Annotated in this window: 16 protein-coding genes; 8 read left to right on the plus strand and 8 right to left on the minus strand. The window is 71.6% G+C overall.

Features of this window, described 5'->3' with window-relative positions; all coding sequences use genetic code 11:
• Positions 1 to 166 precede the first annotated feature (166 nt).
• The 3 genes from ACPXBU_RS29120 (at position 167) to ACPXBU_RS29130 (ending at position 4810) form a co-directional block, all read left to right on the plus strand.
• Positions 167 to 1204: a lactonase family protein gene (locus ACPXBU_RS29120; protein WP_425760582.1), complete on the plus strand. Its 1038-nt coding sequence runs from the start codon at positions 167 to 169 to the stop codon at positions 1202 to 1204.
• A 157-nt stretch (positions 1205 to 1361) separates the two neighbouring features.
• On the plus strand, positions 1362 to 3119 hold the full coding sequence (locus ACPXBU_RS29125; RefSeq protein ID WP_425760584.1) for a substrate-binding domain-containing protein: 1758 nt from the start codon (positions 1362 to 1364) through the stop codon (positions 3117 to 3119).
• A gap of 209 nt (positions 3120 to 3328) precedes the next feature.
• Positions 3329 to 4810 (plus strand): sugar transferase, encoded by a 1482-nt coding sequence (locus ACPXBU_RS29130; RefSeq protein ID WP_393373955.1) that lies wholly within the window; start codon positions 3329 to 3331, stop codon positions 4808 to 4810.
• Between the two features lie 10 nt (positions 4811 to 4820).
• Here the strand turns inward: ACPXBU_RS29130 and ACPXBU_RS29135 are convergent, their stop codons facing one another.
• Positions 4821 to 5951, minus strand: coding sequence for a PP2C family protein-serine/threonine phosphatase (locus ACPXBU_RS29135; protein ID WP_425760586.1), 1131 nt, complete (start codon positions 5949 to 5951; stop codon positions 4821 to 4823).
• Between the two features lie 59 nt (positions 5952 to 6010).
• Here ACPXBU_RS29135 and ACPXBU_RS29140 point away from each other — a divergent pair, with 59 nt between their 5' ends.
• Entirely contained in the window at positions 6011 to 6676 is a 666-nt protein-coding gene (locus ACPXBU_RS29140; RefSeq protein WP_425760588.1) for a MarR family winged helix-turn-helix transcriptional regulator, read from the plus strand.
• 36 nt (positions 6677 to 6712) lie between these two features.
• On the opposite strand, the gene ACPXBU_RS29145 is transcribed toward ACPXBU_RS29140, so the two are convergent.
• Together ACPXBU_RS29145 and ACPXBU_RS29150 are read right to left on the minus strand one after the other, a co-directional pair.
• Positions 6713 to 8323: a SpoIIE family protein phosphatase gene (locus ACPXBU_RS29145; protein ID WP_425760590.1), complete on the minus strand. Its 1611-nt coding sequence runs from the start codon at positions 8321 to 8323 to the stop codon at positions 6713 to 6715.
• Positions 8324 to 8449: 126 nt separating this feature from the next.
• Positions 8450 to 9688 carry an ROK family protein gene (locus ACPXBU_RS29150; protein ID WP_425760592.1) on the minus strand — a complete coding sequence of 413 codons (1239 nt, stop codon included), beginning with the start codon at positions 9686 to 9688 and terminating at the stop codon, positions 8450 to 8452.
• Positions 9689 to 9766: 78 nt separating this feature from the next.
• Here ACPXBU_RS29150 and xylA point away from each other — a divergent pair, with 78 nt between their 5' ends.
• The 3 genes from xylA to ACPXBU_RS29165 all read left to right on the plus strand — a co-directional run bounded on the left by xylA (position 9767) and on the right by ACPXBU_RS29165 (position 13975).
• The gene (xylA, locus tag ACPXBU_RS29155) at positions 9767 to 10954 is read left to right on the plus strand and encodes a xylose isomerase (protein WP_425760597.1); all 1188 of its coding nucleotides are present in this window, start codon (positions 9767 to 9769) and stop codon (positions 10952 to 10954) included.
• A gap of 9 nt (positions 10955 to 10963) precedes the next feature.
• The gene (gene xylB, locus ACPXBU_RS29160; RefSeq protein WP_393373938.1) at positions 10964 to 12391 is read left to right on the plus strand and encodes a xylulokinase; all 1428 of its coding nucleotides are present in this window, start codon (positions 10964 to 10966) and stop codon (positions 12389 to 12391) included.
• A gap of 129 nt (positions 12392 to 12520) precedes the next feature.
• Positions 12521 to 13975: an MFS transporter gene (locus ACPXBU_RS29165; RefSeq protein WP_393373935.1), complete on the plus strand. Its 1455-nt coding sequence runs from the start codon at positions 12521 to 12523 to the stop codon at positions 13973 to 13975.
• A 493-nt stretch (positions 13976 to 14468) separates the two neighbouring features.
• Here ACPXBU_RS29165 and ACPXBU_RS29170 read toward each other — a convergent pair whose 3' ends face one another.
• The 5 genes from ACPXBU_RS29170 to ACPXBU_RS29190 all read right to left on the minus strand — a co-directional run bounded on the left by ACPXBU_RS29170 (position 14469) and on the right by ACPXBU_RS29190 (position 20722).
• Positions 14469 to 16142, minus strand: coding sequence for a glycoside hydrolase family 13 protein (locus tag ACPXBU_RS29170; RefSeq protein ID WP_425760758.1), 1674 nt, complete (start codon positions 16140 to 16142; stop codon positions 14469 to 14471).
• A 30-nt stretch (positions 16143 to 16172) separates the two neighbouring features.
• On the minus strand, positions 16173 to 17219 hold the full coding sequence (locus ACPXBU_RS29175) for a LacI family DNA-binding transcriptional regulator (protein ID WP_393373933.1): 1047 nt from the start codon (positions 17217 to 17219) through the stop codon (positions 16173 to 16175).
• A gap of 69 nt (positions 17220 to 17288) precedes the next feature.
• Positions 17289 to 18257, minus strand: a complete 969-nt coding sequence (locus tag ACPXBU_RS29180; protein ID WP_393373931.1) for a carbohydrate ABC transporter permease — start codon at positions 18255 to 18257, stop codon at positions 17289 to 17291.
• A 1-nt stretch (position 18258) separates the two neighbouring features.
• Positions 18259 to 19305, minus strand: a complete 1047-nt coding sequence (locus tag ACPXBU_RS29185) for a carbohydrate ABC transporter permease (RefSeq protein WP_393373928.1) — start codon at positions 19303 to 19305, stop codon at positions 18259 to 18261.
• 70 nt (positions 19306 to 19375) lie between these two features.
• Complete coding sequence (locus ACPXBU_RS29190; protein WP_393373925.1) at positions 19376 to 20722, minus strand: ABC transporter substrate-binding protein; 1347 nt, start codon at positions 20720 to 20722, stop codon at positions 19376 to 19378.
• Positions 20723 to 20972: 250 nt separating this feature from the next.
• On the opposite strand from ACPXBU_RS29190, the gene ACPXBU_RS29195 reads away from it, so the two are divergent.
• Positions 20973 to 21746: a peptidoglycan DD-metalloendopeptidase family protein gene (locus ACPXBU_RS29195; RefSeq protein ID WP_393373923.1), complete on the plus strand. Its 774-nt coding sequence runs from the start codon at positions 20973 to 20975 to the stop codon at positions 21744 to 21746.
• Positions 21747 to 21769: the final 23 nt, after the last annotated feature.

The following is a 21769-nucleotide window of genomic DNA, read 5'->3' on the forward strand; positions in this document are numbered from 1 at the left end:
CCCGAGGCCAACCCGCCACCCGCCAACAACGCCTCACCTTCAACACACCCGACTGACAGCAAAGTGAAACGCGCTCTGAGATCCGGCCGGCAAAGCCGGTTAACCGGCGGGCGATGCGGGCAGCCTCTGGTTGGATCAGCGGAGGACGCCGGCTAAGGAGTGGGACGTGAGTGGTCAGGGTGAGGTCGTCCACATCGGGGGCTACACCGCGCAGAGTGGTGGGCGGGGCAGCGGCATCGTCGCCGCGCGTCGCGACCCGACGACCGGGGCGCTGACCCCGCTCGGCACGGTGGCGGTCACGCCGTCCCCGTCCTTCCTGGCGCGGCACCCCACCCGCCCGGTGCTCTACGCGGTGAACGAGTTGACGGCCGGGGAGATCAGCGCCTGGCGGGTCGGGCCGGACGGCGGGCTGGATCCGCTGGGCAGCCGGTCGACAGGTGGCGCGGAGCCCTGCCACCTCGCGGTGCTGCCCGACGGCGGCCACCTGGTGGCGGCCAACTACGGCAGCGGCAGCGTGGCGGTCTTCGCGCTCGACCCGCAGGGGGTGCCCGGCGAGCGCACCGACCTGGTGGTGCACGAGGGGCACGGCCCCGACCCGGAGCGGCAGGACCACGCGCACGCCCACATGGTCTCCCCGGGGGCGGCCCGGGGTCCGCTCCTCGCGGTGGATCTCGGCACCGACTCGGTCTACCGGTACGACCTGGACGAGGCGAGCGGACGGCTGGTGCCCCGTGCGCCACGCGTCCGCACGACACCCGGCACCGGGCCCCGGCACCTGGCCCGCCACCCGGACGGACGACGTTGCTACCTCGTCGGCGAGCTGGACGCGTCGGTCGCCGCGTACGAGCTGACCGACGACGGGGCGTTGCACAGGCGGGGTCGGGTCGAGGCGAGCGAGCGGCCGGGTCATGTGCAGCCCTCGGAGGTCGCGGTCAGCCCGGACGGCCGGTTTCTCTACGTCGCCAACCGGGGGGTGGGGACCCTGTCGGCCTTCACCCTGGCCGGGGAGCTGCCCACGCTGGTGGCCGAAGTGGAGACCGGTGGGGAGTGGCCCCGGCACTTCGCGCTGATCGGGGAGCACCTGTATGTCGCCGACGAACGGGCGGACATGGTGCGGGTCTTCCGGCGCGACATCGAGACCGGTGTTCCGGAGGCGGTCGGGGAGCCGGTGTCGGTGCCGAGCCCGACGTGTGTGCTGCCCTGACGGCCGACACCGGGACGTGCGGTTCGCGCTGAATCGACAACACCTCGGGGCCGCCGCGTCACACTGTGTTGCTAAATAGTGGTGAACTGTTTCTCATGCGTAACTTTAGGCCGAACGGATGTGGCAGAGACGGCACCTTGTACGCAAGATGGTCACCGTGTCAGCAGGCCGCCATCGCATGCGTTCGAAACTCCACCTAGCAGCCGCAGCCGCGACGGCTGCGGTGCTCGTCGTCACGGGCGGCGCGTGGTTCGGCTATCGGGAGTTGATCCAGTCCAAGTGCACGGGTGAGATCCGGCTTGCGGTGGCGGTCGCCTCGGAGCTCGCACCCGCCGTGGACGCCGCCGCGTCCCAGTGGGTCAAGGACGGCGCCGCGGTGGGCACCGACTGCATCCGCGTCGACGTCTCCGCGTCCGACCCGGTCGACGTGGCGGCCGTGGTGGCGGCCAAGCACGGCGCGGTCCTCGCCGGTGTGGGGCAGGCCAGCGGCACAGCGGTCAGCCCGGACGTCTGGGTGCCGGACTCCTCGACCTGGCTGTTGCGGTTGAAGAAGGACGCGACCGCGTTCGCCCCGACGAACGGCGCGTCCATCGCCCGCAGCCCCATCGTCGTCGCGATGCCCGAGCCGATCGCCACGCGGCTGGGCTGGCCGGACAAGAAGTTCAAATGGACCGACCTGCTCAACCAGGTGAACAACACCAGCACGCCGCTGCGTACCGGGATCGTCGAGCCGACCCGCGACGCCGCCGGTCTGTCCGGTCTGCTCTCGCTGACCGCTGCCGCCAACGGTGCCGGCGTTGACGCCCAGCGCAAGACCGTCGGTGCGCTACGCGCGCTGGCCACCGGGCGTTCCTCGCTCCGCAACGACCTGCTGGCCCGGTTCCCGAAGGCCAACGACGGGACCACCATCGCCAGTTCTCTCGGCGCGGCGGCCCTGTCCGAGGAAGACGTGATCGCCTACAACAGCGAGAAGCCGCCGGTGCCGCTCGCCGCGCTCTACATGGAGCCGGCCCCGATGCCGCTGGACTACCCGTACGCGGTGCTGCCCGGGATCGAGCCGAGCAAGGCGTCCGCGGCCCGGGTGCTGTTCGAGCTTCTCACCAGCCCCGCCTTCCGGGACCGGCTCGCCGCGCAGTCGCTGCGCGCGCCGGACGGTAACTGGGGCGAGGGCTTCAAGGCGCCGCAGGGGGCCCCGAGCCCGGCCAGTGGTGCGCCGACCACGCCAGCGAACGGTGGTACCGCCGCGGGTGGGCTGGACCCGGCCGCGATCCAGCGGGTCGTTTCCAGCTGGTCGATCGCCACCCAGTCCGGCCGGATGCTGGCCGTCATCGACGTCTCCGGCTCGATGAAGGACCCGGTGCCCTCCGCGAACAACCGGAGTCGGGAGGAGGTCACCGTCGAAGCGGCCCGTCGTGGCCTCGGCCTCTTCGACGACTCCTGGTCGATCGGCCTGTGGACCTTCTCCACCAAGCTGGTCGGCAACCGGGACTACCGGGAGTTGGTTCCCATCGGGCCGCTCTCCGGCCAGCGGGCCCAGTTGGAGGGTGCGCTCGGCGGCGTCAAGCCCTCCGATGGCAACACCGGCCTCTACGACACGACGCTCGCCGCGTACCAGGCGGTGCAGGACAACTGGCAACCCGGTCGGGTCAACTCGATCGTGCTGTTCACCGACGGAAAGAACGAGGACGACGACGGCCTCAACCAGCAGCAGTTGCTCGCCAAGCTCAAGCAACTCGCCGATCCGGATCGGCCGGTCCAGGTCATCATGATCGGCATCGGCGAGGGCGTCAGCAAGGCCGAGCTTGAGTCGATCACCAAGGTGACCGGCGGCGATGTCTTCGTCACCAAGGACCCGAGCGAGATCGGCAGCATCTTCCTCAGCGCCATCGCGCGGCGTCCGCCGGCACCGCGCTGAGCTGACGTACTCCACGTTGGAGGCCTGCCAACCGGATCTGGTAGGCAGGCCTCTTTTTGGCTTCCAGGTTGAAGAAAAGTGACGGCAATACGTCCGAAGCAATCGGCAGTCATAGTTATCGAGGCAGGATGTCGACTGTTCCGGCAGAGCCGGTCCGCCTCCGGTCCGACCCATTGGCCGGGGCCATCCTGAGCAGAGTGGGAGGGCCAGTGACCGCGGCGACACTGTTGACCCCCGCCACCACGGCGGAGCCGAACGACAAACGTGCCGGGCTGGTAGCGCGCGCCGACGAGCGGTCCTACGTACGGGTCATGGTGGTCCTGGACACCACCGTGCTCATCGTCGCGCTGCTCATCGGTTATGTCACCCGCTTCGGCGACGACCAGCCGTCCGGCTCCGAGGTCCCGTACGTGCTGGTGGCCCCCGGGTTGGTGCTGGCCTGGCTGATCTCGCTCAAGGCGCTCGGCTGCTACGACGACCGGGTGATCGGTTACGGGGCGGACGAGTACCGGCGGGTCAGCTCCGCGAGCCTGCGCCTGGCCGGCGCGATAGCCATCATCGGCTACATCACCGAACTCGGCGTCTCGCGGGGCTTCCTGGGCATCTCCTTCGCGGTGGGCACCGTCGGGCTGGAGGTGGCGCGGTTCGGCGCCCGAAAGCGCCTGCACCGGGCCCGCTCGATGGGTGCCGGCTGGTCGCGCCGGGTGCTGGTGGTCGGTGACACCGCCCACGTGTTGGAGTTGGTGCACACGTTGCGCCGCGAGCCGTACGCCGGTTACCAGGTGGTTGGCGCGTGCATCCCGGACGCGCTGCTCGCACCGGTGGCGCAGCGACTGGGCGACGTACCTGTGGTGGGGTCGTTCCGGGGCATTCCGGAGGCCGCCACGGCCATCGGCGCGGACACCGTCGCGGTGACCGCCTCCGGTGAGCTGACCGCGACCCGGCTGCGCCGCCTCGGCTGGCAGTTGGAGGGCACCGGCATCGACCTGGTCGTGGCGCCCGCGCTGACCGACGTCGCCGGCCCGCGAATCCACACCCGCCCCGTTGCCGGCCTGCCGCTGATCCACGTCGAGGCGCCGGAGTTCCGCGGTGCGCGCAAGTTGGTGAAGGGGCTCGTCGACCGGTCGGCCTCGTCGCTGGCGTTGGCGCTGCTGATGCCGCTGATCGCGGTCATCGCCCTGGCCATCAAACTGGACAGCCGGGGCCCGGTGCTCTTCCGGCAGGTCCGCGTCGGCCGGGGTGGGGAGGAGTTCGGCGTGTTCAAGTTCCGCACCATGGTGGTGAACGCCGACACGCTGCTCGCCGAGCTGACCGCGCGCAACGAGACCGACGGCCTGATGTTCAAGATGCGCCACGACCCCCGGGTCACCCGCGTCGGCCGGCTGTTGCGCAAGTGGTCGCTCGACGAGCTGCCGCAACTGGTGAACGTGCTGCTGGGCCAGATGAGCATGGTCGGGCCCCGGCCGCCGCTGCCCTCGGAGGTGGCCCGCTACGACGGCGACGTGGCCCGGCGGCTGCTGGTCAAGCCCGGCATGACCGGGCTGTGGCAGGTCAGCGGCCGCTCCGACCTGAGCTGGGAGGACGGCATCCGGCTCGATCTCTACTACGTGGAGAACTGGTCCCTCGCCGCCGACCTCACCATTCTCTGGAAGACCTTCGGCGCGGTCCTGAACGGCCGCGGGGCATACTGACGACCGCTTGTCACGCTTGCGGGCCGGCCCAGTCCAGGCAGACGACCACCGCGTCGTCGACCAGGTCACCGGCCACGAAGGCGCGCAGGTCACCGATCAGGGACCGGACGGCGTCCAGTGGCTCCATCGGCCCGGTCCGGCGCAGGAACCGGTCCAGTGCCGTCTCGCCGTAGCGCATGTGCTGCCCGGTGGCCTCCACCACCCCGTCACTGACGACGAAGACCCGGTCGCCGCGTTCCATCGGGAACTTCTGCTCGTGGTAGTCGGTCTCCTCGAACATGCCGAGTGGGAACTGCGCCTCCAGGGGCTGCTCGGTGACCTCACCGTCGCGCAGCAGGACCAGCCGGGGTGAGCCGGCGTCGACCACGGTCATCATCCCGGACCGCAGGTCCAGCTCCATCAGCAACGCGGAGAGGTGCTGCTCCCCCCGGTACAGGTCGTAGAGGGCCCGGTCGGCGAGGGCGGCCTGGTCGGCCAGGCTCAGCCCGGCCCGGCGCGCGTTGCGCAGCGCGTGGGTGGCCAACGAGGTGAGCAGGGAGGCGGCGACGCCCTCGCCGGTGCCGTTGATCGTGGACAACCACAGCCGCTGCCCGTCGTCGGACCAGTCGAAGCTGTCGCCGCGGACCGCGTACGCCGGCTCCAACTGCCCGGCCAGGCTGAACGAGGGACGGATCCGGCTGCGGCCGGGGAGCAGGTCCCACTGCATCTCGGCGGCCAGGGTGAGGCGCTGGCTGCGCCGTGCCGCCCGGTAGACGTCGGTGCCGGCGGAGACGGCCGTCACCTCGTGGGCGAGCGCGGTCGCGATGTCGGCCAGCTCGGCGAGGACGACCCGGTCGTCCGGGACGGGCGCCATGCGCAGCACCCCTCGACGCTCGCCACGCATGGTCACCGGGAACCAGGCGGTGCCGTCGGTCAGTATCGGCGACTGGTGGTCGAAGGCGCGCCAGGCGGGATGCCCGGGACTCGTGATCGAGTCACCCTCGGTGAGTGGCAGCAACTCCGAGAGCCGGTAGTCGACCTGGTACAGCTCGACGTCGGTGATCGCGTACGAGTGGGCGACCACCGCACCGATACCACCGACGAGCCGGTCCGCCGGTGTCTCGTTCAGGGCACGGCGTGCCTGATTGACCGGTTCGCTCATCGTCGCTCCTTCGCTGAAAGCTCGACCACCAGTGGTTTCGGAGTATTCTCGGGGCCACCATGGCTGAACTGCACCGTCGGACGGACCCCGAGACGAGTATGGCTGCCGCGTTGGACGCGGCGGCCGCTGCCCTGTTGGGCATCTGGGAATCCACCCGGGAGGGCGCCGCCGGCCGGGTGTCCGGCGCCCAGCTACGGGCGGTGACGGTGGTGGAGCAGCACGACGGGATCAACCTGCGCCGGCTGGCCACCCGGCTCGGCATGCTGCTCAGCTCCGCCAGCCGCCTCTGCGACCGGTTGGTCGCCGCCGGCCTGCTGGAGCGTGAGCCGGGCCGCTTCGACCGGCGGGAGATCTCGCTGCACCTCACCCCGGAGGGCAGCCGACTCCTCGCCGAGCTGCGGGCCGACCGTCAGGCGCAGCTCGCCGTCGTACTGGCCGGGATGAGCCCGGAGGGCCGCGACGCGCTGCTGGGCGGCCTGCGGGAGTTCGACGAGGTCACTCGCCGGCAGCAGGCGCAGAGCACAGCGGAGTCGGGTGAGCCGACGCAATCGGGGGACTGGCCGGACGACCCGGACCGGCCCGGTGGGCGCTCCGGAGACTCGTCGGTCGACCCGGACCGGCGGCCCCGCACGGCCTGGGCGGGCCCCTCGGGTGAGCCGGCGCTGTCGATCGGCACCGACCGGGACCGGCCGGCCGCCGAACCGCCGGTGGCGCGGACCGCCTGACCACCGCGTCGACCCGGCCCTGGGTGGGGCCGTCGGTCACCCCGTTGTCGAGGCGCCCACGGCCAGCATCGCGATGTCGTCGTGGGCCTCCCCGGCCAGCCAGTCGTCGACCGCTTGCCGCACGCGGTCGACGAGCGCCGTCGGCGACCGCCCGGCCACCGAGGCGAGCGCGGCGCGCAGCCGGGCCGCACCGAAGGTCGCCAGGTCGTGCGGCCTACGCGCCGCGGTCACCCCATCGGTGTACGCGAGCAGCAGGTCCCCCGGATCGAGGTGCACCCGGGTCTCGGTGAATCGTGCGACGGTCAGCGCGCCGACCGGCATCCCCCCGACCGGGACCGTGGTGACCCTGCCGTCGGCGGTGACCAGCAGCGGGGCCGGGTGGCCCCCTCCGGCGATCCGGATGTCCAGCCCGGTGGGCCCGCGGTCGATCGCGCCGAGCAGCAGGGTGGTCAACTGGCTGCGCCGCGCCGCGTCCGGGGCGTCGCACAACGCCTCGTTGAGGAGCTGGATCAGCTCCAGCGGGCGCTGCTCGACAAGTCGCAGCGTCCGCAACGACTGGCGGACCCGACCGGTCAACACGGCCGCGCCGACCCCCTTGCCGCACACGTCGCCGAGGGCGAACAGGGCCCCACGCGGGTGTGGGAACACCTCGTAGAAGTCGCCACCGATGCGCAGGGTGTCCCCGGCGGCCCGGTACCCGGCGGCCAGGGCCACGCCGGGCACGGTGGGCAGCTCGGGCGGCAGCAGGCTGGTTTGCAGCACCTGCGCCAGGTGGGTCTGCTCGCCATGGAGGTCGGCGCTTGTCAGCGCGGCGCCGGCCCGGGCGGCGAACTCGCGGGCCAGCTCGACGTCACGCGCGGCGAAGCCGGCCCGCCCGGCTCGGCGGATGAGCAGCAGGGCGCCCGCCGATCCGTCGGCGTTGAGCAGCGGGCTGACCAGCACCGTGCCCGGGCGGCCGAATCCGGGCGGCAGCATGGCGGCCAGGTCGGCGGGCTCGGCGTCCGGCCAGGGGTGCGGCTCGGCGACAGTGCCGGCCAGCGCCTCGGCGAGGCCGGGCACGGCGTCGGTACGTGCGGTGCGGGCCGTCCCGGTGACCGGGGCCGGCTCTCCGTCGGCGTACCGGATCCAGCGGGTGTGCGGCTCGGTCGGGGCGGCCGGTCGGGGCAGTGCCACGGCGACGTCGGCCAGGTACGGCACGGCGAGGGTGGTGGTGGCCAGGAGCACCCGGTCGCGGTGCAGGGAGAGCGCGAGCCGGCTGCCGGCCTGGGCGAGGAACTCCCGGTGGGAGCGTTCGGCCCGCAGGGCTGTGGTGTGGGCGTGCTCGTCGGTGACGTCGCGGACGTACCACGCGTACCGGGAGCCGGTGAGCTGTCGCCGGGTGCCGTGCAGCCGCCGGGCGTGGTGCTCGGTGTCGAACTGGGCGGCGTCGTCGGCGACCGCGCGGGCCAGGGCGGCCACCGGGCAGCCGGCCAGGTCGGTGCCGACGGTGATCTCCGGGAGCAGTTGCCTCGCCCTGGCGTTGGCCAGCGTGACCCGACCGGTTGGGTCCGTGGTCAGCACGGCCTCGGTGAGCCCGTCGAGCAGCTCGCGGGCGAGTCTCGTGTCGGCCGACCGGGTGGTGCCGCTGGGTTGGCGGGTCGCGGTCACCGCCCGACGTCACCGCGCGTCTGACGACCTGTGCGCATGCTGCTTCTTGCCTCCTCGCCGCGGATCGCTGCCTGGGGAAAGGCTACCGAGCCCCGTGGGCGCCCGACCAGCGAGCGAGGGCGTCGATCAGCCGGAGCGACCCAGCCAGCCGGCGGGCTGGGCGATGATCCGGCGGGCCACCGACCCGGCGGCGCCCACCGCGGCGGCCTCCGCGCCGAGCGTCGACGGTCGGACCGTGACCGGCGACCAGGCGGCGGTGAGCACCCGGCTGGCGATCTCGGCGAGCACCGGCGGGCACAACCAGGGCGCCAGCGCCGCGTAACCGCCACCGAGCACCACGGTGTCCAGGTCGAGCAGGTTGACGACACCTGCCACCGCGACACCGAGCGCCGTCCCGGCGTCGTGCAGCGCCCGCAGCGCGTCCGGGTCACCGGCCTCGGCCAGCTCGGCCAGGCGCGCTGTCGCGGTGTCCGCGGGGAGTTCCGTCCGAGCCAACCCGGCGGCGGTCACGATCGCCTCCTGGCCGGCGTACTGCTCCAGGCAGCCCTGGCCGCCGCAGCGGCACGGACGGCCCTCGGGGTGGACCGGAAGATGCCCGATCTCGCCGCTCCACCCGCGGACGCCCCGGAACAGCGCGCCGTCCAGCACGATGCCGGCGCCGATGCCCACCTCCCCGGAGATGTGCAGGAAGCTGGCCGGACCGGGTGGCCGGGAGTGCAGCTCGCCGAGCGCGGCGAGGTTTGCCTCGTTGTCCACCACAAGCGCCGGGATGCCGGGCACCTGCTCGACGAGCGGAGGGTGCTCGGCGAGCAGCGCGGGCACCGGCACGTCGCGCCAGCCGAGGTTCGGCGCGAGCCGGACCAGCCCGGTGTCGTCCACCAGGCCGGGCACCGCGAGCGCGGCACCGACCAGGGTGAGGCCCTCGCCGGCGGCGACGTCGCGGGCCGTCTCGGCGATCTCGACCAGCTGGGCGAGGGCGTCCGCCGGGGCCACCGGGCGCAGGTCGGCCCGGTGTACGGTGCGGTGCCGGACCTGTCCGGCGAGGTCCACCACGCAGACCGCCAGGTAGTCGACGTTTACCTCCAGGCCGAGCCCCGCCGGCCCCTGGTCGGCCAGGACGAGACCGCGGGCCGGCCGGCCGGCGCCGGCGCGGGGCGCGGGCTCGGACTCGCTCACCAACTGCCCGGCGAGCAGGTCCTCGACCACCGCGGACACGGTGGCTCGGGTCAGGCCGGTCGCGGTCGCCAGGTCGGCCCGGGACGGAGGTCGGTCGGCCGTGGCGATCCGGCCCAGGACCAGGGCGAGGTTGAGCTCGCGCAGACTGCCCTGACGGACTGCGCCGGCCGGGGCGTGGGTGAGGCTCACCCCTTGACAGTGCCATAGGGTGAGCAAATAATTCAATCGCTGAACAAATAGCGGACAACACCACCCCGGAGGTCGCTCATGGCACCCCGTCCCACCCCCGCCGACAAGTTCTCCTTCGGCCTCTGGACCGTGGGCTGGCAGGCTCGCGACCCGTTCGGTGACGCCACCCGTCCCGAGCTCGACGCGGTCGAGGCGGTGCACCGGCTCGCCGAGCTGGGCGCGTACGGCATCACCTTCCACGACGACGACCTGATCCCGTTCGGCGTCGACGCCGCGACCCGGGACCAGCACATCGCCCGATTCCGCAAGGCCCTCGACGAGACCGGCCTGGTGGTGCCGATGGTCACCACGAACCTCTTCACCCACCCGATCTTCAAGGACGGCGGCTTCACCAGCAACGACCGCGACGTCCGCCGGTACGCGCTGCGCAAGGTGCTGCGCCAGGTCGACCTGGCCGCCGAGCTGGGCGCCAGCACGTTCGTGATGTGGGGCGGCCGCGAGGGCTCCGAGTACGACCTCGCCAAGGACGTCCGCGCCGCCCTGGACCGCTACCGCGAGGCCGTCGACCTGCTCACCCAGTACTCCATCGACAAGGGCTACAACCTGCGGTTCGCCCTGGAGCCCAAGCCCAACGAGCCGCGCGGCGACATCCTGCTGCCGACCATCGGGCACGCGCTCGGCTTCATCTCCCAGCTGGCCCACCCGGAGCTGGTCGGCCTCAACCCGGAGGTCGGCCACGAGCAGATGGCCGGGCTCAACTACGCCCACGGCATCGCCCAGGCGCTCTGGCAGGGCAAGCTGTTCCACCTGGACCTCAACGGCCAGCGCGGCATCAAGTACGACCAGGACCTGGTCTTCGGCCACGGTGACCTGATGAACGCGTTCGCCCTGGTGGACCTCCTGGAGAACGGCGGCCCCAACGGCGGGCCGGCCTACGACGGGCCGCGGCACTTCGACTACAAGCCCTCCCGGACCGAGGACATGGACGGTGTCTGGGCGTCGGCGGCGGCCAACATGAGCACGTACCTGCTGCTCAAGGAGCGGGCCGCCGCGTTCCGCGCCGACCCCGAGGTGGTGGAGGCGCTCGCCGCCAGCAAGGTCGGCGACCTGAACACGCCGACGCTCAACGCGGGTGAGAGCTACGAGGAGTTCCTGGCCGACCGGTCCGCGTTCGAGGACGTCGACGTCGACGCGGTGGCCGAGCGGGGCTTCGCCTTCGTCCGGCTCAACCAGCTCGCCGTCGAGCACCTGCTCGGCGCCCGCTGAGGCCCCGCCATGCCGTTGGTCGCAGGCGTTGACTCGTCCACCCAGTCCTGCAAGGTGGTCATCCGGGACGCGGAGACCGGCGCTCTGCTGCGGCAGGGCCGGGCACCGCACCCGGACGGCACCGAGGTCGACCCGGAAGCCTGGTGGCAGGCGCTGCGAAGCGCCGTCGACCAGGCCGGCGGGTTGGCCGACGTGGCGGCGATCTCCGTCGCCGGCCAGCAGCACGGCATGGTGTGTCTCGACGAGGACGGCCGGGTGGTCCGCCCGGCACTGTTGTGGAACGACACCCGATCCGCCGACGCCGCCGCCGACCTCGTCGAGGAGGCCGGCGGCGGCGCGGCCGGGCGTCGGTTCTGGGCCGAAGCCGCAGGCAGTGTCCCGGTGGCCAGCTTCACCATCACCAAACTGCGGTGGCTGGCCACCCACGAGCCGGAGGCGGCGGCCCGCGTGGCCGCCGTCTGCCTGCCGCACGACTGGCTGACGTGGCGGCTGGCCGGCGCACCGGGGTTGGGCGCGCTGCGCACCGACCGTGGTGACGCCAGCGGCACCGGCTACTGGTCGCCGGCGACCGGCGACTACCGACCGGACCTGTTGGAACGGGCCTTCGGCCGGCAGTTGGTGCTGCCCGAGGTGCTCGGTCCGGCGGAGTCGGCCGGCAAGCTGGCCGACGAGCTGGGTGGGTCGGGCGGCGCGCTGCTCGGCGCGGGCACCGGGGACAACGCCGCCGCCGCGTTCGGCGTCGGTGCCGGCCCCGGTGACGTGGTCGTCTCGATCGGCACGTCCGGCACCGTGTTCAGCGTGGCCGACGTGCCGGCCGCCGACGAGAGCGGTGCCGTGGCGGGTTTCGCCGACGCGTCCGGTCGTTTCCTGCCGCTGGTCTGCACGCTCAACGCGGCCCGGGTGCTGGACGCCGCCGCCGCGCTGCTCGGCGTCAGCCTGGACGAACTGGCCGACCTGGCGCTCTCCGCGCCGGCCGGTGCGGACGGGCTGGTCATGGTGCCCTACCTGGAGGGCGAGCGGACGCCGAACCGGCCGCTCGCCACCGGCGCGGTGCACGGGCTGACCCTGCGCACGTCGACCCCCGCGCACCTGGCGCGGGCCGCCGTGGAGGGCATGCTCTGCGCGCTCGCCGACGGCCTGGACGCGCTGACCGCGCAGGGTGCCACCGTCCGCCGGGTCATCCTGGTCGGTGGCGGAGCCCGGTCGGCCGCCGTGCGTCGGATCGCCCCGCAGGTCTTCGGCTGCCCGGTCGTCGTGCCGCCGGCGGGGGAGTACGTCGCCGACGGCGCCGCCCGGCAGGCCGCCTGGGTCGCCCTGGGCGGCCCGACGCCGCCGAACTGGGCGGTCGAGGGCACCGAGGAGTACGCGGCCGAGCCGGTCCCCGCCGTGCGCGACCAGTACGCGGCGGCTCGCGGGTTGGTGCTCGACAGGCGCTGACCGGGTGGCTCGCCCAGCGGTCCCTGATCGGCCTGAGCGTCGGGATCGACGCGGGTGGGTGCCGGCGCAAGCCGACCGGCACCCACCCGCGTGACGGCCCCCTCGGCGGGGTCTGGTTGGCTGCCGGTCATGACGGTGAGCAGTGGCGGGCCCGACCGGGGTCGGGCGACGCCCGACTCACGCCCGCCCGGCCGGGGCGGCGGTCCGGCGCACCGGTTGTACAGCGTCGTGGTGTTCGTGCTGCTCGCCTCCCTGGACAACGTGGCGATCGGGCTGGTCCCACCGCTCTACGGCCCGATCTCCGACGCGTTCGCCGTGTCGGGGCGGCTGCTGGGTCTGGTCACCGCGGTCAGCTTCCTGGTCAGCGCCGTGGCCGCGGTCGGTTGGGCGTACGTCGGTGACCGGACCAACCGCAAGCGGCTGCTCATGGTGGGCACGCTGCTCTGGGCGGCCGGCACCGGCGGCAGCGCGCTCGCCGGCGGCTACCTGACCTTCCTGGCCGCACAGTTGGTCGCCGCCGTTGGCCTCGGCGCGGTCGGCTCGGTCGGGTTCTCCGTGGTCACCGACCTGATCTCACCGACCCGGCGCGGGCTGGTGATGAGCTTCTGGGGCCTCTCCCAGGGGATCGGCACCCTGGCGGGCACGCTCGTCGGTGGGCTGCTCGGGGCGACCGACTGGCGCCGACCGTTCCTGATCCTGACCGGCGTGGGCCTGGCCGCCACCGTGGCCTACCTGTTCACGTACGACGTCCGGCGTGGCCAGAGCGAGCCGGAGCTGGCCGACCGGTTGGACGCCGGCGCCGAGTACGACTATCGGATCAGCCGCGCCGACCTGCCGCGCATCCTGGCCCGACGGACCAACAGGTGGCTGATCCTGCAGGGTCTGACCGCGCAGGCCGCGTTCGGCTCACTCGTGTGGCTGCCGGTGCTCTTCGCCGAACGGGCCGAGGCCCAGGGCTACTCGACGTCGACGGCTGTGGTGGTGGGCAGCGTCTTCGCCACGCTGTTCCAGCTCGGCGGGGTGCTCTCCATCGTGGGCGGCCTGATCGGCGACGCGGCGCAGCGGCGTACCCCTCGGGGTCGGGCGTTGGTCGCCGCGGTCGGCATCCTCGCCGCGCTGCCGTTCTACCTGGTGCTGTTCTTCGTCCCGGTGACCATCGACGTGCCGGACGGCGCCAGCGGCGGCGCGGTCGTGGGCGCGGTGCTGACCAGTGTGGTCACCGAGCCGTCGGTGGGCCTGAGCCTGCTCACCGCGATCGTGGCGCTCGCGCTGACCTCGGCCAACTCGCCGAACTGGTTCGCGCTGATCGCCGACGTGAACCCGCCGGAGCACCGGGGCACCGTCTACAGCCTGGGCAACCTTGTCAACGGGGTCGGTCGTGCGGCCGGCAACGGGTTGGTCGGGGTGGCCTTCCAGGGGCTGCGGGTGGCATTCCCGCCGCCGTTGAACTTCGCCGTCGGGTTGGCCGCGTTCCAGCTCTTCTTCATCCCCACCGGCGTCATGTACTGGCTCGCCTCGCGCACCTCACCAGCGGACATCGAGAACGTGCACGACCTGCTGCACACCCGCGCCAACCGCCTCTAATCCCGCACCGCGCGACCGCACTAGGTGATTGCCGGGCTCGCACCGCCCTGCTCCGCGATCTTGCACTTCCTGTCCCGACACAAGGGGCATATCACCTATATGAACAACCGAAACCGCAAGATCGGCGCGAACGTCTCGCGAGACACGCCCCGACCTACTGCACCCCCCAGGAGTCCCGTGATGCCTGCCCCGCCGACCGGCACCCCACGCACCCCTGGCCGACCAACTGGGTCGAAGGACAAGACCACCCCGGCACACCAGCATGATCGGCGAGACAGTGCCCATTGACGAACAACCGCTCGCCCTGACACAACGGCGTTGTCGTTGAGGTAGTGGTATCCCGCGGTCTTGAGGCCACTCCATCATTGATATTGCGCGATCTTGAGGCTACGGGCGCGGCGAGACGACCGCGTCGGCCTCGGCGAGGGGCGCGGCCCGTCCGGCCCGTCCGGCCCGTCCGCGAGTACCGCGGGACGGGCCGGACGGCTCAGGGTCAGCCCCGCAGCCAGACGGTGACGTCGGTGGGCACCGCCCCGTCGTCGTCCAGGGGTGCGCTGGTGGCCAGCACCTCGGCGCCGGCCGGCACCGGCACCGACGCCGTACCGAAGTTGGTCAGCACGGTCAGGTCGCCGTTGCGGAAGGTCAGCGACTCGTCGTCGGACGACACCCACTCCAGGGTGCCGCGACCCAGCCCGTGCTCGCGGCGCAGTCGCAGTGCCGTGCGGTACAGCTCGTACGTCGAGCCGGGAACGTCGCGCTGGCGGTCCAGCGCGTACTCCGCCCAGAGCGCGGGTTGCGGCAGCCAGCTCGCGTCGGTGGGCCCGAAGCCGTACGAGGGGGAGTCGGCCTCCCACGGGATCGGCACCCGGCAGCCGTCCCGGCCGCGCTGGGTGTGCCCGCTGCGCGCCCAGGTCGGGTCCTGCCGGGCCTCGTCGGGCAGCGTGGTGTGCTCGGGCAGCCCCAACTCCTCACCCTGGTAGAGGTAGGCCGAGCCGGGCAGGGCGAGCATCAGCAGGGTGGCCGCCCGGGCCCGGCGCAGGCCGAGCGCGGCGTCCGGCTGCGGGTCGCCGATGCCGATGCCGTTGGGCCGTACGGTGCCGATCGGCAGGCCGAGCCGGGAGGCGTGCCGCACCACGTCGTGGTTGGACAGCACCCAGGTGGTCGGCGCGCCGACCGAGTCGGTCGCCTCCAGCGAGCGGGTGATCACCGCGTACTGGGCCGGCGCGGTCCACGCGGCGAGCAGGTACTCGAAGTTGAACGCCTGGTGCATCTCGTCCGGGCGGACGTAGCGGGCCAGCCGCTCGGCCGGCTCCACCCACGCCTCGGCGACCAGCACCCGTTCGCCGGGGTAGCTGTCGAGAACCTGCCGCCACTGCCGGTAGATCTCGTGTACGCCCTCCTGGTCCCACATCGGCGGGCGCGGCTTGTCGATCTCGTTGCCGGAGAGGATCTCCTGTGGTTCCTGCCAGTCGGCCAGGTCGGCCTGCTTGATCAGGCCGTGCGCCACGTCCACCCGGAAGCCGTCCACCCCACGGTCCAGCCAGAACCGCAGCACGTCCAGGAACTCCGCGTGCACCTCCGGGTTGTCCCAGTTGAGGTCCGGCTGGCCGGTGTCGAACAGGTGCAGGTACCACTGGCCGGGTTGCCCGTCGGCGTCCACCGTCCGGGTCCAGGCCGGGCCGCCGAAGACGCTCTGCCAGTCGTTCGGCGGCTGGTCGCCGGCCGGTCCGCGACCGTCCCGGAAGATGTACCGGGAGCGTTCCGGGCTGCCGGGCGCGGCGGGCAGCGCCGCCTGGAACCAGCGGTGCGCGGACGAGGTGTGGTTGGGAACCAGGTCGACGATCACCCGCAGGCTGCGGGACCGGGCCTCGGCGATCAGCTTGTCCGCGTCGGCGAGGGTGCCGAACAGCGGGTCGATGTCGCGGTAGTCGGCCACGTCGTAGCCGGCGTCGGCCTGCGGCGACGGGTAGAAGGGGGAGAGCCACACCGCGTCCACGCCCAGCTCGGCCAGGTGGTCGAGGCGGGCGGTGATGCCGGGCAGGTCACCGATCCCGTCACCGTCCGAGTCGGCGAACGAGCGGGGGTAGATCTGGTAGATGGTCGCCTCGGTCCACCAGCCGGTGACCGGGTGGCCGGAGGCGTTCTGCTGCGTCGGGTCGGTGTTCAGGGTCGTCTCCCGTGGTGCGGTGTGTGGATTTCAGTGTGCCCGGGGTGGTGCGGTCGAGTCCCGGACCACCAGGCGGGTGGGCAGGATCACCGGTGTGTCGCGGCCGGCGTTCCGTTGACTCAGGATGGGGCCCGGAGGGCGTGCCCCGAGCGGGTCGAGCAGCATGCGGGCGGCGAGTCGTCCCTGTTCGGCGGCGGGCTGGGCGATGGTGCTGAGTCCCAGCACACCGGCCAGGTCGTGGTCGTCGATGCCGATCACGCTGACGTCCTGCGGCACCCGCAGCCCGGCGTCGCGTACCGCGGTCATCGCCCCCATCGCCATCTCGTCGCAGGCGGCGACGATAGCGGTCGGCGGTTCGCCACTGGCCAGCAACTCGGCGGTGGCCCGGTTGCCGCCGTCGATGGTGAAGGTGGACTCGACATCCAGGCTCGGGTCGGGCCGCAGGCCGGCGGCGCGCAGCTCCGCCCGGTAGCCACGGCGTCGGTCGAGGTGGGTGGTGAAGGCCAACTCGTCGTCCGGGTCGCCGGAGATGTGCGCGATCCGGTGATGGCCGAGGTCGATCAGGTGCCGGGTGGCGGCCCGGGCGGCCGCGACGTCGTCGATGCGTACGCAGGGCCAGTGGGGAACCCTGCTGCCCGAGCTGATGGTGACCCCGGGCAGGTCCAGGGTGGCCAGCGCGGTCAGGTCGGCCGGCCGGAGTGGCGTGGCGACGAGCATGATGGCGTCCACCCGTTTGTGCAGGTTGGCCGTGCGGAGAACCCGCTGGCGGACCTGCTCCCGGCCGCCCAGGTTGTAGAGCAGCAGGTCGTAGCCGGACTGGTGGAGGTACTCCTCGACCGCCTCGACGACGGTGCTGAAGAACCAGCGGGTGATCCGGGGGACCACCACCGCGACGGTGCCGGTCCGGCCACCGGCGAGCCGGGACGCGCTCGGTGAGACCGCGTAGTCGAGTTGCTCGGCGGCGGCGAGCACCCGGTGCCGGGTGGCGGCGGAGACCGTCGGGAGCCCGCGCAGGGCTCGCGAGACGGTGGCCGTGGACACGCCGGCCAACCGGGCCACATCATCGATCCTCGTCACGGTATCCCCCGCTCGGTGCCCGATGCGCCCGCCGCCGCCCGAGGGGCCAGGCGGCGGCGGGCGGGCGGGTCAGCCCTTGACGCTGCCGGCGAGTAGACCTCGCACGAAGAAGCGTTGCAGGGACAGGAAGACAATGAGCGGTACGACGATGGAGACGAACGCGCCGGCGGTGAGGCGCTGCCACTCGTTGCCCCGCGTGCCGGCCATCTCGGCGAGCCGGACGGTGAGCGGGGCGGTCTCGTTGCCGCCACCGGCGAAGATCAGCGCGACGAGCAGGTCGTTCCAGACCCAGAGGAACTGGAAGATGCCGAACGCCGCGAGGGCCGGGGTGATCAGCGGCAGCACGATGCTGCGGAAGATCTTCGGGTGGGTGGCCCCGTCGACCCGGGCCGCCTCCATCAGGTCCCCGGGCAGCTGCGAGATGAAGTTGTGCAGCAGGAAGACGGCGAACGGGAGCGCGAAGCAGGTGTGGGCGAACCACACCTGGACGAACTTCTGTTCGTCGACCAGGTCCCAGGCCGGCATCAGGGTGACCCCGCCGAGGGTGACGCCGGTGGAGAAGAACTTCAGCAGTGGCACCAGGGCCATCTGCAACGGCACGATCTGCAACGCGAAGATCGCGATGTAGACCCAGTCCCGGCCGCGGAAGTTGATCCAGGCCAGCGCGTACGCGGCCAGGCACGCGAAGGCGAGTGGGAAGAGCACCGACGGAATGGTGATCGCCAGGGAGTTGATGAAGGACCCGGCGAGCTGCCCGGAGGACGACGACCGCCCGAACAGGACCTGCTGGTAGTTCTCGAAGGTGAACTGCGGGTTGGTGAACGCGGTCCACCAACCGGTGGTCTTGATCTCGTCCTCGGGGCGGAGGGACGAGACGAGCAGGCCGAAGGTCGGGATGGTCCAGACCACCGCGATGATGACCGAGACGAGGGTCGCGGTGCGGCTGTTCAGCCGCTTGCGGACCCGTCCGGCAGCGGTGGTCGGGGTGCCGTCGGTCTTCTGGGTGCCGGCGGCGACGGTGGGCGTTGCGGTGGTCATCTCAGCCCTCCCGCTGCTGACGGAGGTTGCGGATCTGGTAGATCACGACCGGGATGACCAGGATGAAGAGGAAGACCGCGAGTGCGGAACCCTGCCCGTTCTGGCCGTACCGGAACGCCTGGTTGTACATCTCGCTGGCGATCACGCTCGTGTCGTAGTTGCCGTTCGTCGAGGTCCGGACGATGTCGAAGACCTTGAGCGTGGCGATCGTGAGCGTCACCACCACGACGATCAGCGCCGGCCGGATGCTCGGCATGGTGATCCGCCAGAACATCTGCCAGGCGGTGACCCCGTCGAGTCGGGCGGCCTCCACGATGTCGCCGGGGATGGCCTTGATCGCGGCGGAGAGCACCACCATGGCGAAACCGGCCTGGATCCAGACCATGATGACGATCAGCAGCAGCGTGTTCAGCGGTGATTCCAGCAGCCACTGCTTCGGCTCACCGCCGACGCTGACCACGATCTGGTTGAGCAGACCGATCTGGTCGCCGTCACCCCGGTAGGCGTAGACGAACTTCCAGATGATGCTGGCGCCGACGAAGGAGATGGCCATCGGCAGGAAGATCAGTGACTTGGCCACCGCCTCGAACCGGGCCTTGTCCACGAGTACGGCGTAGATCAGGCCGAACCCGGTCGCCACCAACGGGACGAGGAGCACCCAGACCAGGGTGTTGATCAGGACCCGGACGATCGAGTCGTCGGAGAACATCCAGCCGTAGTTGCGCAGACCCACCCAGTTGGTGCTGCTTCCGTCCATCAGGGAGAGCAGCGTGGTGCGGATGGCCGGCACGACCAGGCCGATGATGAGCAGCAGCAGCGTCGGCAGCAGGAAGAAGAACGCGAAGAGCCCCTCCCGCTGCTTGCGTCGGCGGGGCAGCGGGCCCCCGCCCACGGAGGCCGCGACGAGCTGGGCCTCCCGCCTGCGGGCGAACCAGGCCGGCACCACGTCGAGCAAGAGGAGCAGACCACCCACGACCACCACGAAGGCGACCAGCCCGTACATCAGCATGAGGAACTTCGGCTGCTGATCGGCGAAGTCGAACTTCATCAACCCTCCCTTCCGGGTCCACCTCGGCCGGTGGCCCGGCCCGCGATCGCGGACCGGGCCACCGCCGGGATCACTTAGGCCAGCTGCTCTCGATGCCCTGGAGCACCGGGGCGGTCGGCTTGCCGTTCAGCCACTCGACCATGCCCTTCCAGAACGTTCCCGCGCCGACGGCAGCCGGCATCAGGTCCGATCCGTCGAAGCGGAAGGTGCCCGTCTTGTCCTGCAGGATCTGGACGGACAGCTTGTCGATCGGGCTGGCGACGTTGGCGATGTCCAGCTTGTTGTTCGCCGTGACCCAGTTGCCGAGCTTCGCGCGGCTGTTGACGTACTCGGCCGAAGCCAGGTAGGTCTGCACCGCCTGGACCTCGGGACGGTCGGCGTAGCCGACGACGAACTCGCCCGCGCCCAGCACCGGCTTGCCCTTGGCGGCGTCGATGGCCGGGAAGTAGAAGGCGAACGCGTCGCCGTCCTGGGCCACCTTGGTGCCCTCGGGGAACTGGTTGGCGTAGAACGACGCCTGTCGGTGCATCGCGCACTTGCCGGTGGTCACCGGCAGGCCCGCCTCCTGGAAGGCGGTGGTGGTGATGCTCTTGACGCCGCCGAAGCCGCCGTTCATGTACTTGTCGTTCTTGAGGATGCTGCCGGCGCGGTCAACCGCGTCGACGATCTTCGGGTCGTTGAACGGGATGGCGTGGGTCGTCCACTGGTCGTAGACCTCGGGGCCCTGGGTCCGCAGGACCACGTCCTCGATCCAGTCGGTGGCCGGCCAGCCGGTGGCGTCACCGGACTCGACGCCCGCGCACCACGGCTTCATGCCACTGGCGGCGATCTTGTCGCTCAGGGCGATGAGCTGGTCCCAGGTGGTCGGAACCTCCCAGCCCTTCTCCTTGAACGTCTTCGGCGAGTACCAGACGAAGGACTTCACGTTGGCGCCGAGCGGCACGCCGTAGAGCGTTCCGTTCACGGTGCCGTACTTCAGCCAGTCGGCCGGCATGTTCTGCTCGGCGAGGGCCTTGGTGTCGGCGCTCAGGTTCTTCAGCTTGCCGGCGTCCGCGAAGCGCTTCACCAGGCCCGGCTGGGGTACGAAGGCGATGTCGGGGGCGTTGCCGCCGTCGACCCGCACGGGGAGCTGCGCTTCGAACTCGCCGCTGCCCTCGTAGTCGATCTCGATGCCGGTGCACTTGGTGAAGTCCGACCACGAGCGCTCCAGCAGGTCGGCCTCGGCGTCACGGATGGACGCGTAGATCGAGACCTTCTTGCCGTCGTGGCCCTCGTACTTGTCGTATGCGGCGCACTCGGCGGAGCCCGCGTTGTTGCTCTTCTTGTCGTCGCCGGTACCGCAGGCGGTGGCGCTGAGCGCCAGCCCGAGTACGCCGGCGATCACGAAGGCCTGGCGTGGTCTGGTAAAGACCGCCATGCCGTCCTCCTTCCTAGCCGGCGCGGTCGTGCTGGTGACCCGTCGCCGGTCCGATTGGGCGTGCACACATGTAAGCGCTTGCATTCGCTCCGGTCCACCCCCAGTCAGACACGAGCGAGTAACAATCCCGAAACCTGCGGTCTGCCTGGTGAGCGCGCTGCCGGGACTGATCTTCGGCCCTTTCGAAGTTTGACGATATCTGTCAGGCTGAGCGCACCGGATCGAAGGTTTTCGACATAGGAGGAGCTGTATGCGCAAGCGGTGGATGAGCCTGCTGGTGACGGGCCTGCTCGTCGGGGGAGCGCTGGTGCCGGCGAGCCCGGCGCTGGCCGCGCCGACCTTCAAGGTGCCCTTCCCGTGCGGCCAGTCCTGGTCCGGCCAGACGAGGTCGGACCACAGCCCGGCGTACGCCGTCGACTTCAACCGCACCGACGACGTCGGCGACCCCGTGGTGGCCAGCGCCCCGGGCACCGTCGACCGGGTGACGGATCTCGGCGGCACCAGCTACGGCAAGTACGTCCGAATCAACCACGGTGGCGGTTACAACACCTACTACGCCCACCTCAACGGCTTCAACGTCTCGGTCGGGCAGACGGTCGGCTACGGCAAGGTGCTCGGCTGGGTCGGCAGCACCGGTGGCTCGACCGGCCCCCACCTGCACTACGAGCAGCGCCTCAACGGCGGCGACGTCCAGGTCCGCTTCAACGGCACCCTCGGCCTCTACTGGGGCACCAAGACCTACACCAGTGACAACGGGTGCTCCTCGGGCAGCGGCAACGGCACCGTCGACACCAGCGGCACCGCGTTGACCGTCCGCTCCGGCCCCGGCACCGGGTACGCCTCGGTGGGCACCGTCGCCGACGGGACCCGGGTGACCATCGCCTGCCAGACCAGCGGCACCAGTGTCACCGGCACGTACGGCACCAGCTCGATCTGGGACCGCATCGGCTCCGGCAGGTACATCGCCGACGCGTACGTGTACACCGGTTCGGACGGATACATCCCCGGCGTCCCTCGCTGCTGACCCGGAAACGGCAACGGTCCCGG

The organism is Micromonospora sp. DT231 (assembly GCF_049847025.1).
In the GTDB taxonomy this organism is placed as follows: domain Bacteria; phylum Actinomycetota; class Actinomycetes; order Mycobacteriales; family Micromonosporaceae; genus Micromonospora.

Excerpts from the sequence above, each read along its gene's own strand:
- ACPXBU_RS29135 (WP_425760586.1), bottom strand. The coding sequence starts at position 5,951 with ATGAGCGAACCGGTCAATCAGGCACGCCGTGCCCTGAACGAGACACCG.
- ACPXBU_RS29195 (WP_393373923.1), top strand. The coding sequence starts at position 20,973 with ATGCGCAAGCGGTGGATGAGCCTGCTGGTGACGGGCCTGCTCGTCGGG.
- ACPXBU_RS29180 (WP_393373931.1), bottom strand. The coding sequence starts at position 18,257 with ATGACCACCGCAACGCCCACCGTCGCCGCCGGCACCCAGAAGACCGAC.
- ACPXBU_RS29140 (WP_425760588.1), top strand. The coding sequence starts at position 6,011 with ATGGCTGAACTGCACCGTCGGACGGACCCCGAGACGAGTATGGCTGCC.
- xylA (WP_425760597.1), top strand. The coding sequence starts at position 9,767 with ATGGCACCCCGTCCCACCCCCGCCGACAAGTTCTCCTTCGGCCTCTGG.
- ACPXBU_RS29165 (WP_393373935.1), top strand. The coding sequence starts at position 12,521 with ATGACGGTGAGCAGTGGCGGGCCCGACCGGGGTCGGGCGACGCCCGAC.
- ACPXBU_RS29185 (WP_393373928.1), bottom strand. The coding sequence starts at position 19,305 with ATGAAGTTCGACTTCGCCGATCAGCAGCCGAAGTTCCTCATGCTGATG.
- ACPXBU_RS29190 (WP_393373925.1), bottom strand. The coding sequence starts at position 20,722 with ATGGCGGTCTTTACCAGACCACGCCAGGCCTTCGTGATCGCCGGCGTA.
- xylB (WP_393373938.1), top strand. The coding sequence starts at position 10,964 with ATGCCGTTGGTCGCAGGCGTTGACTCGTCCACCCAGTCCTGCAAGGTG.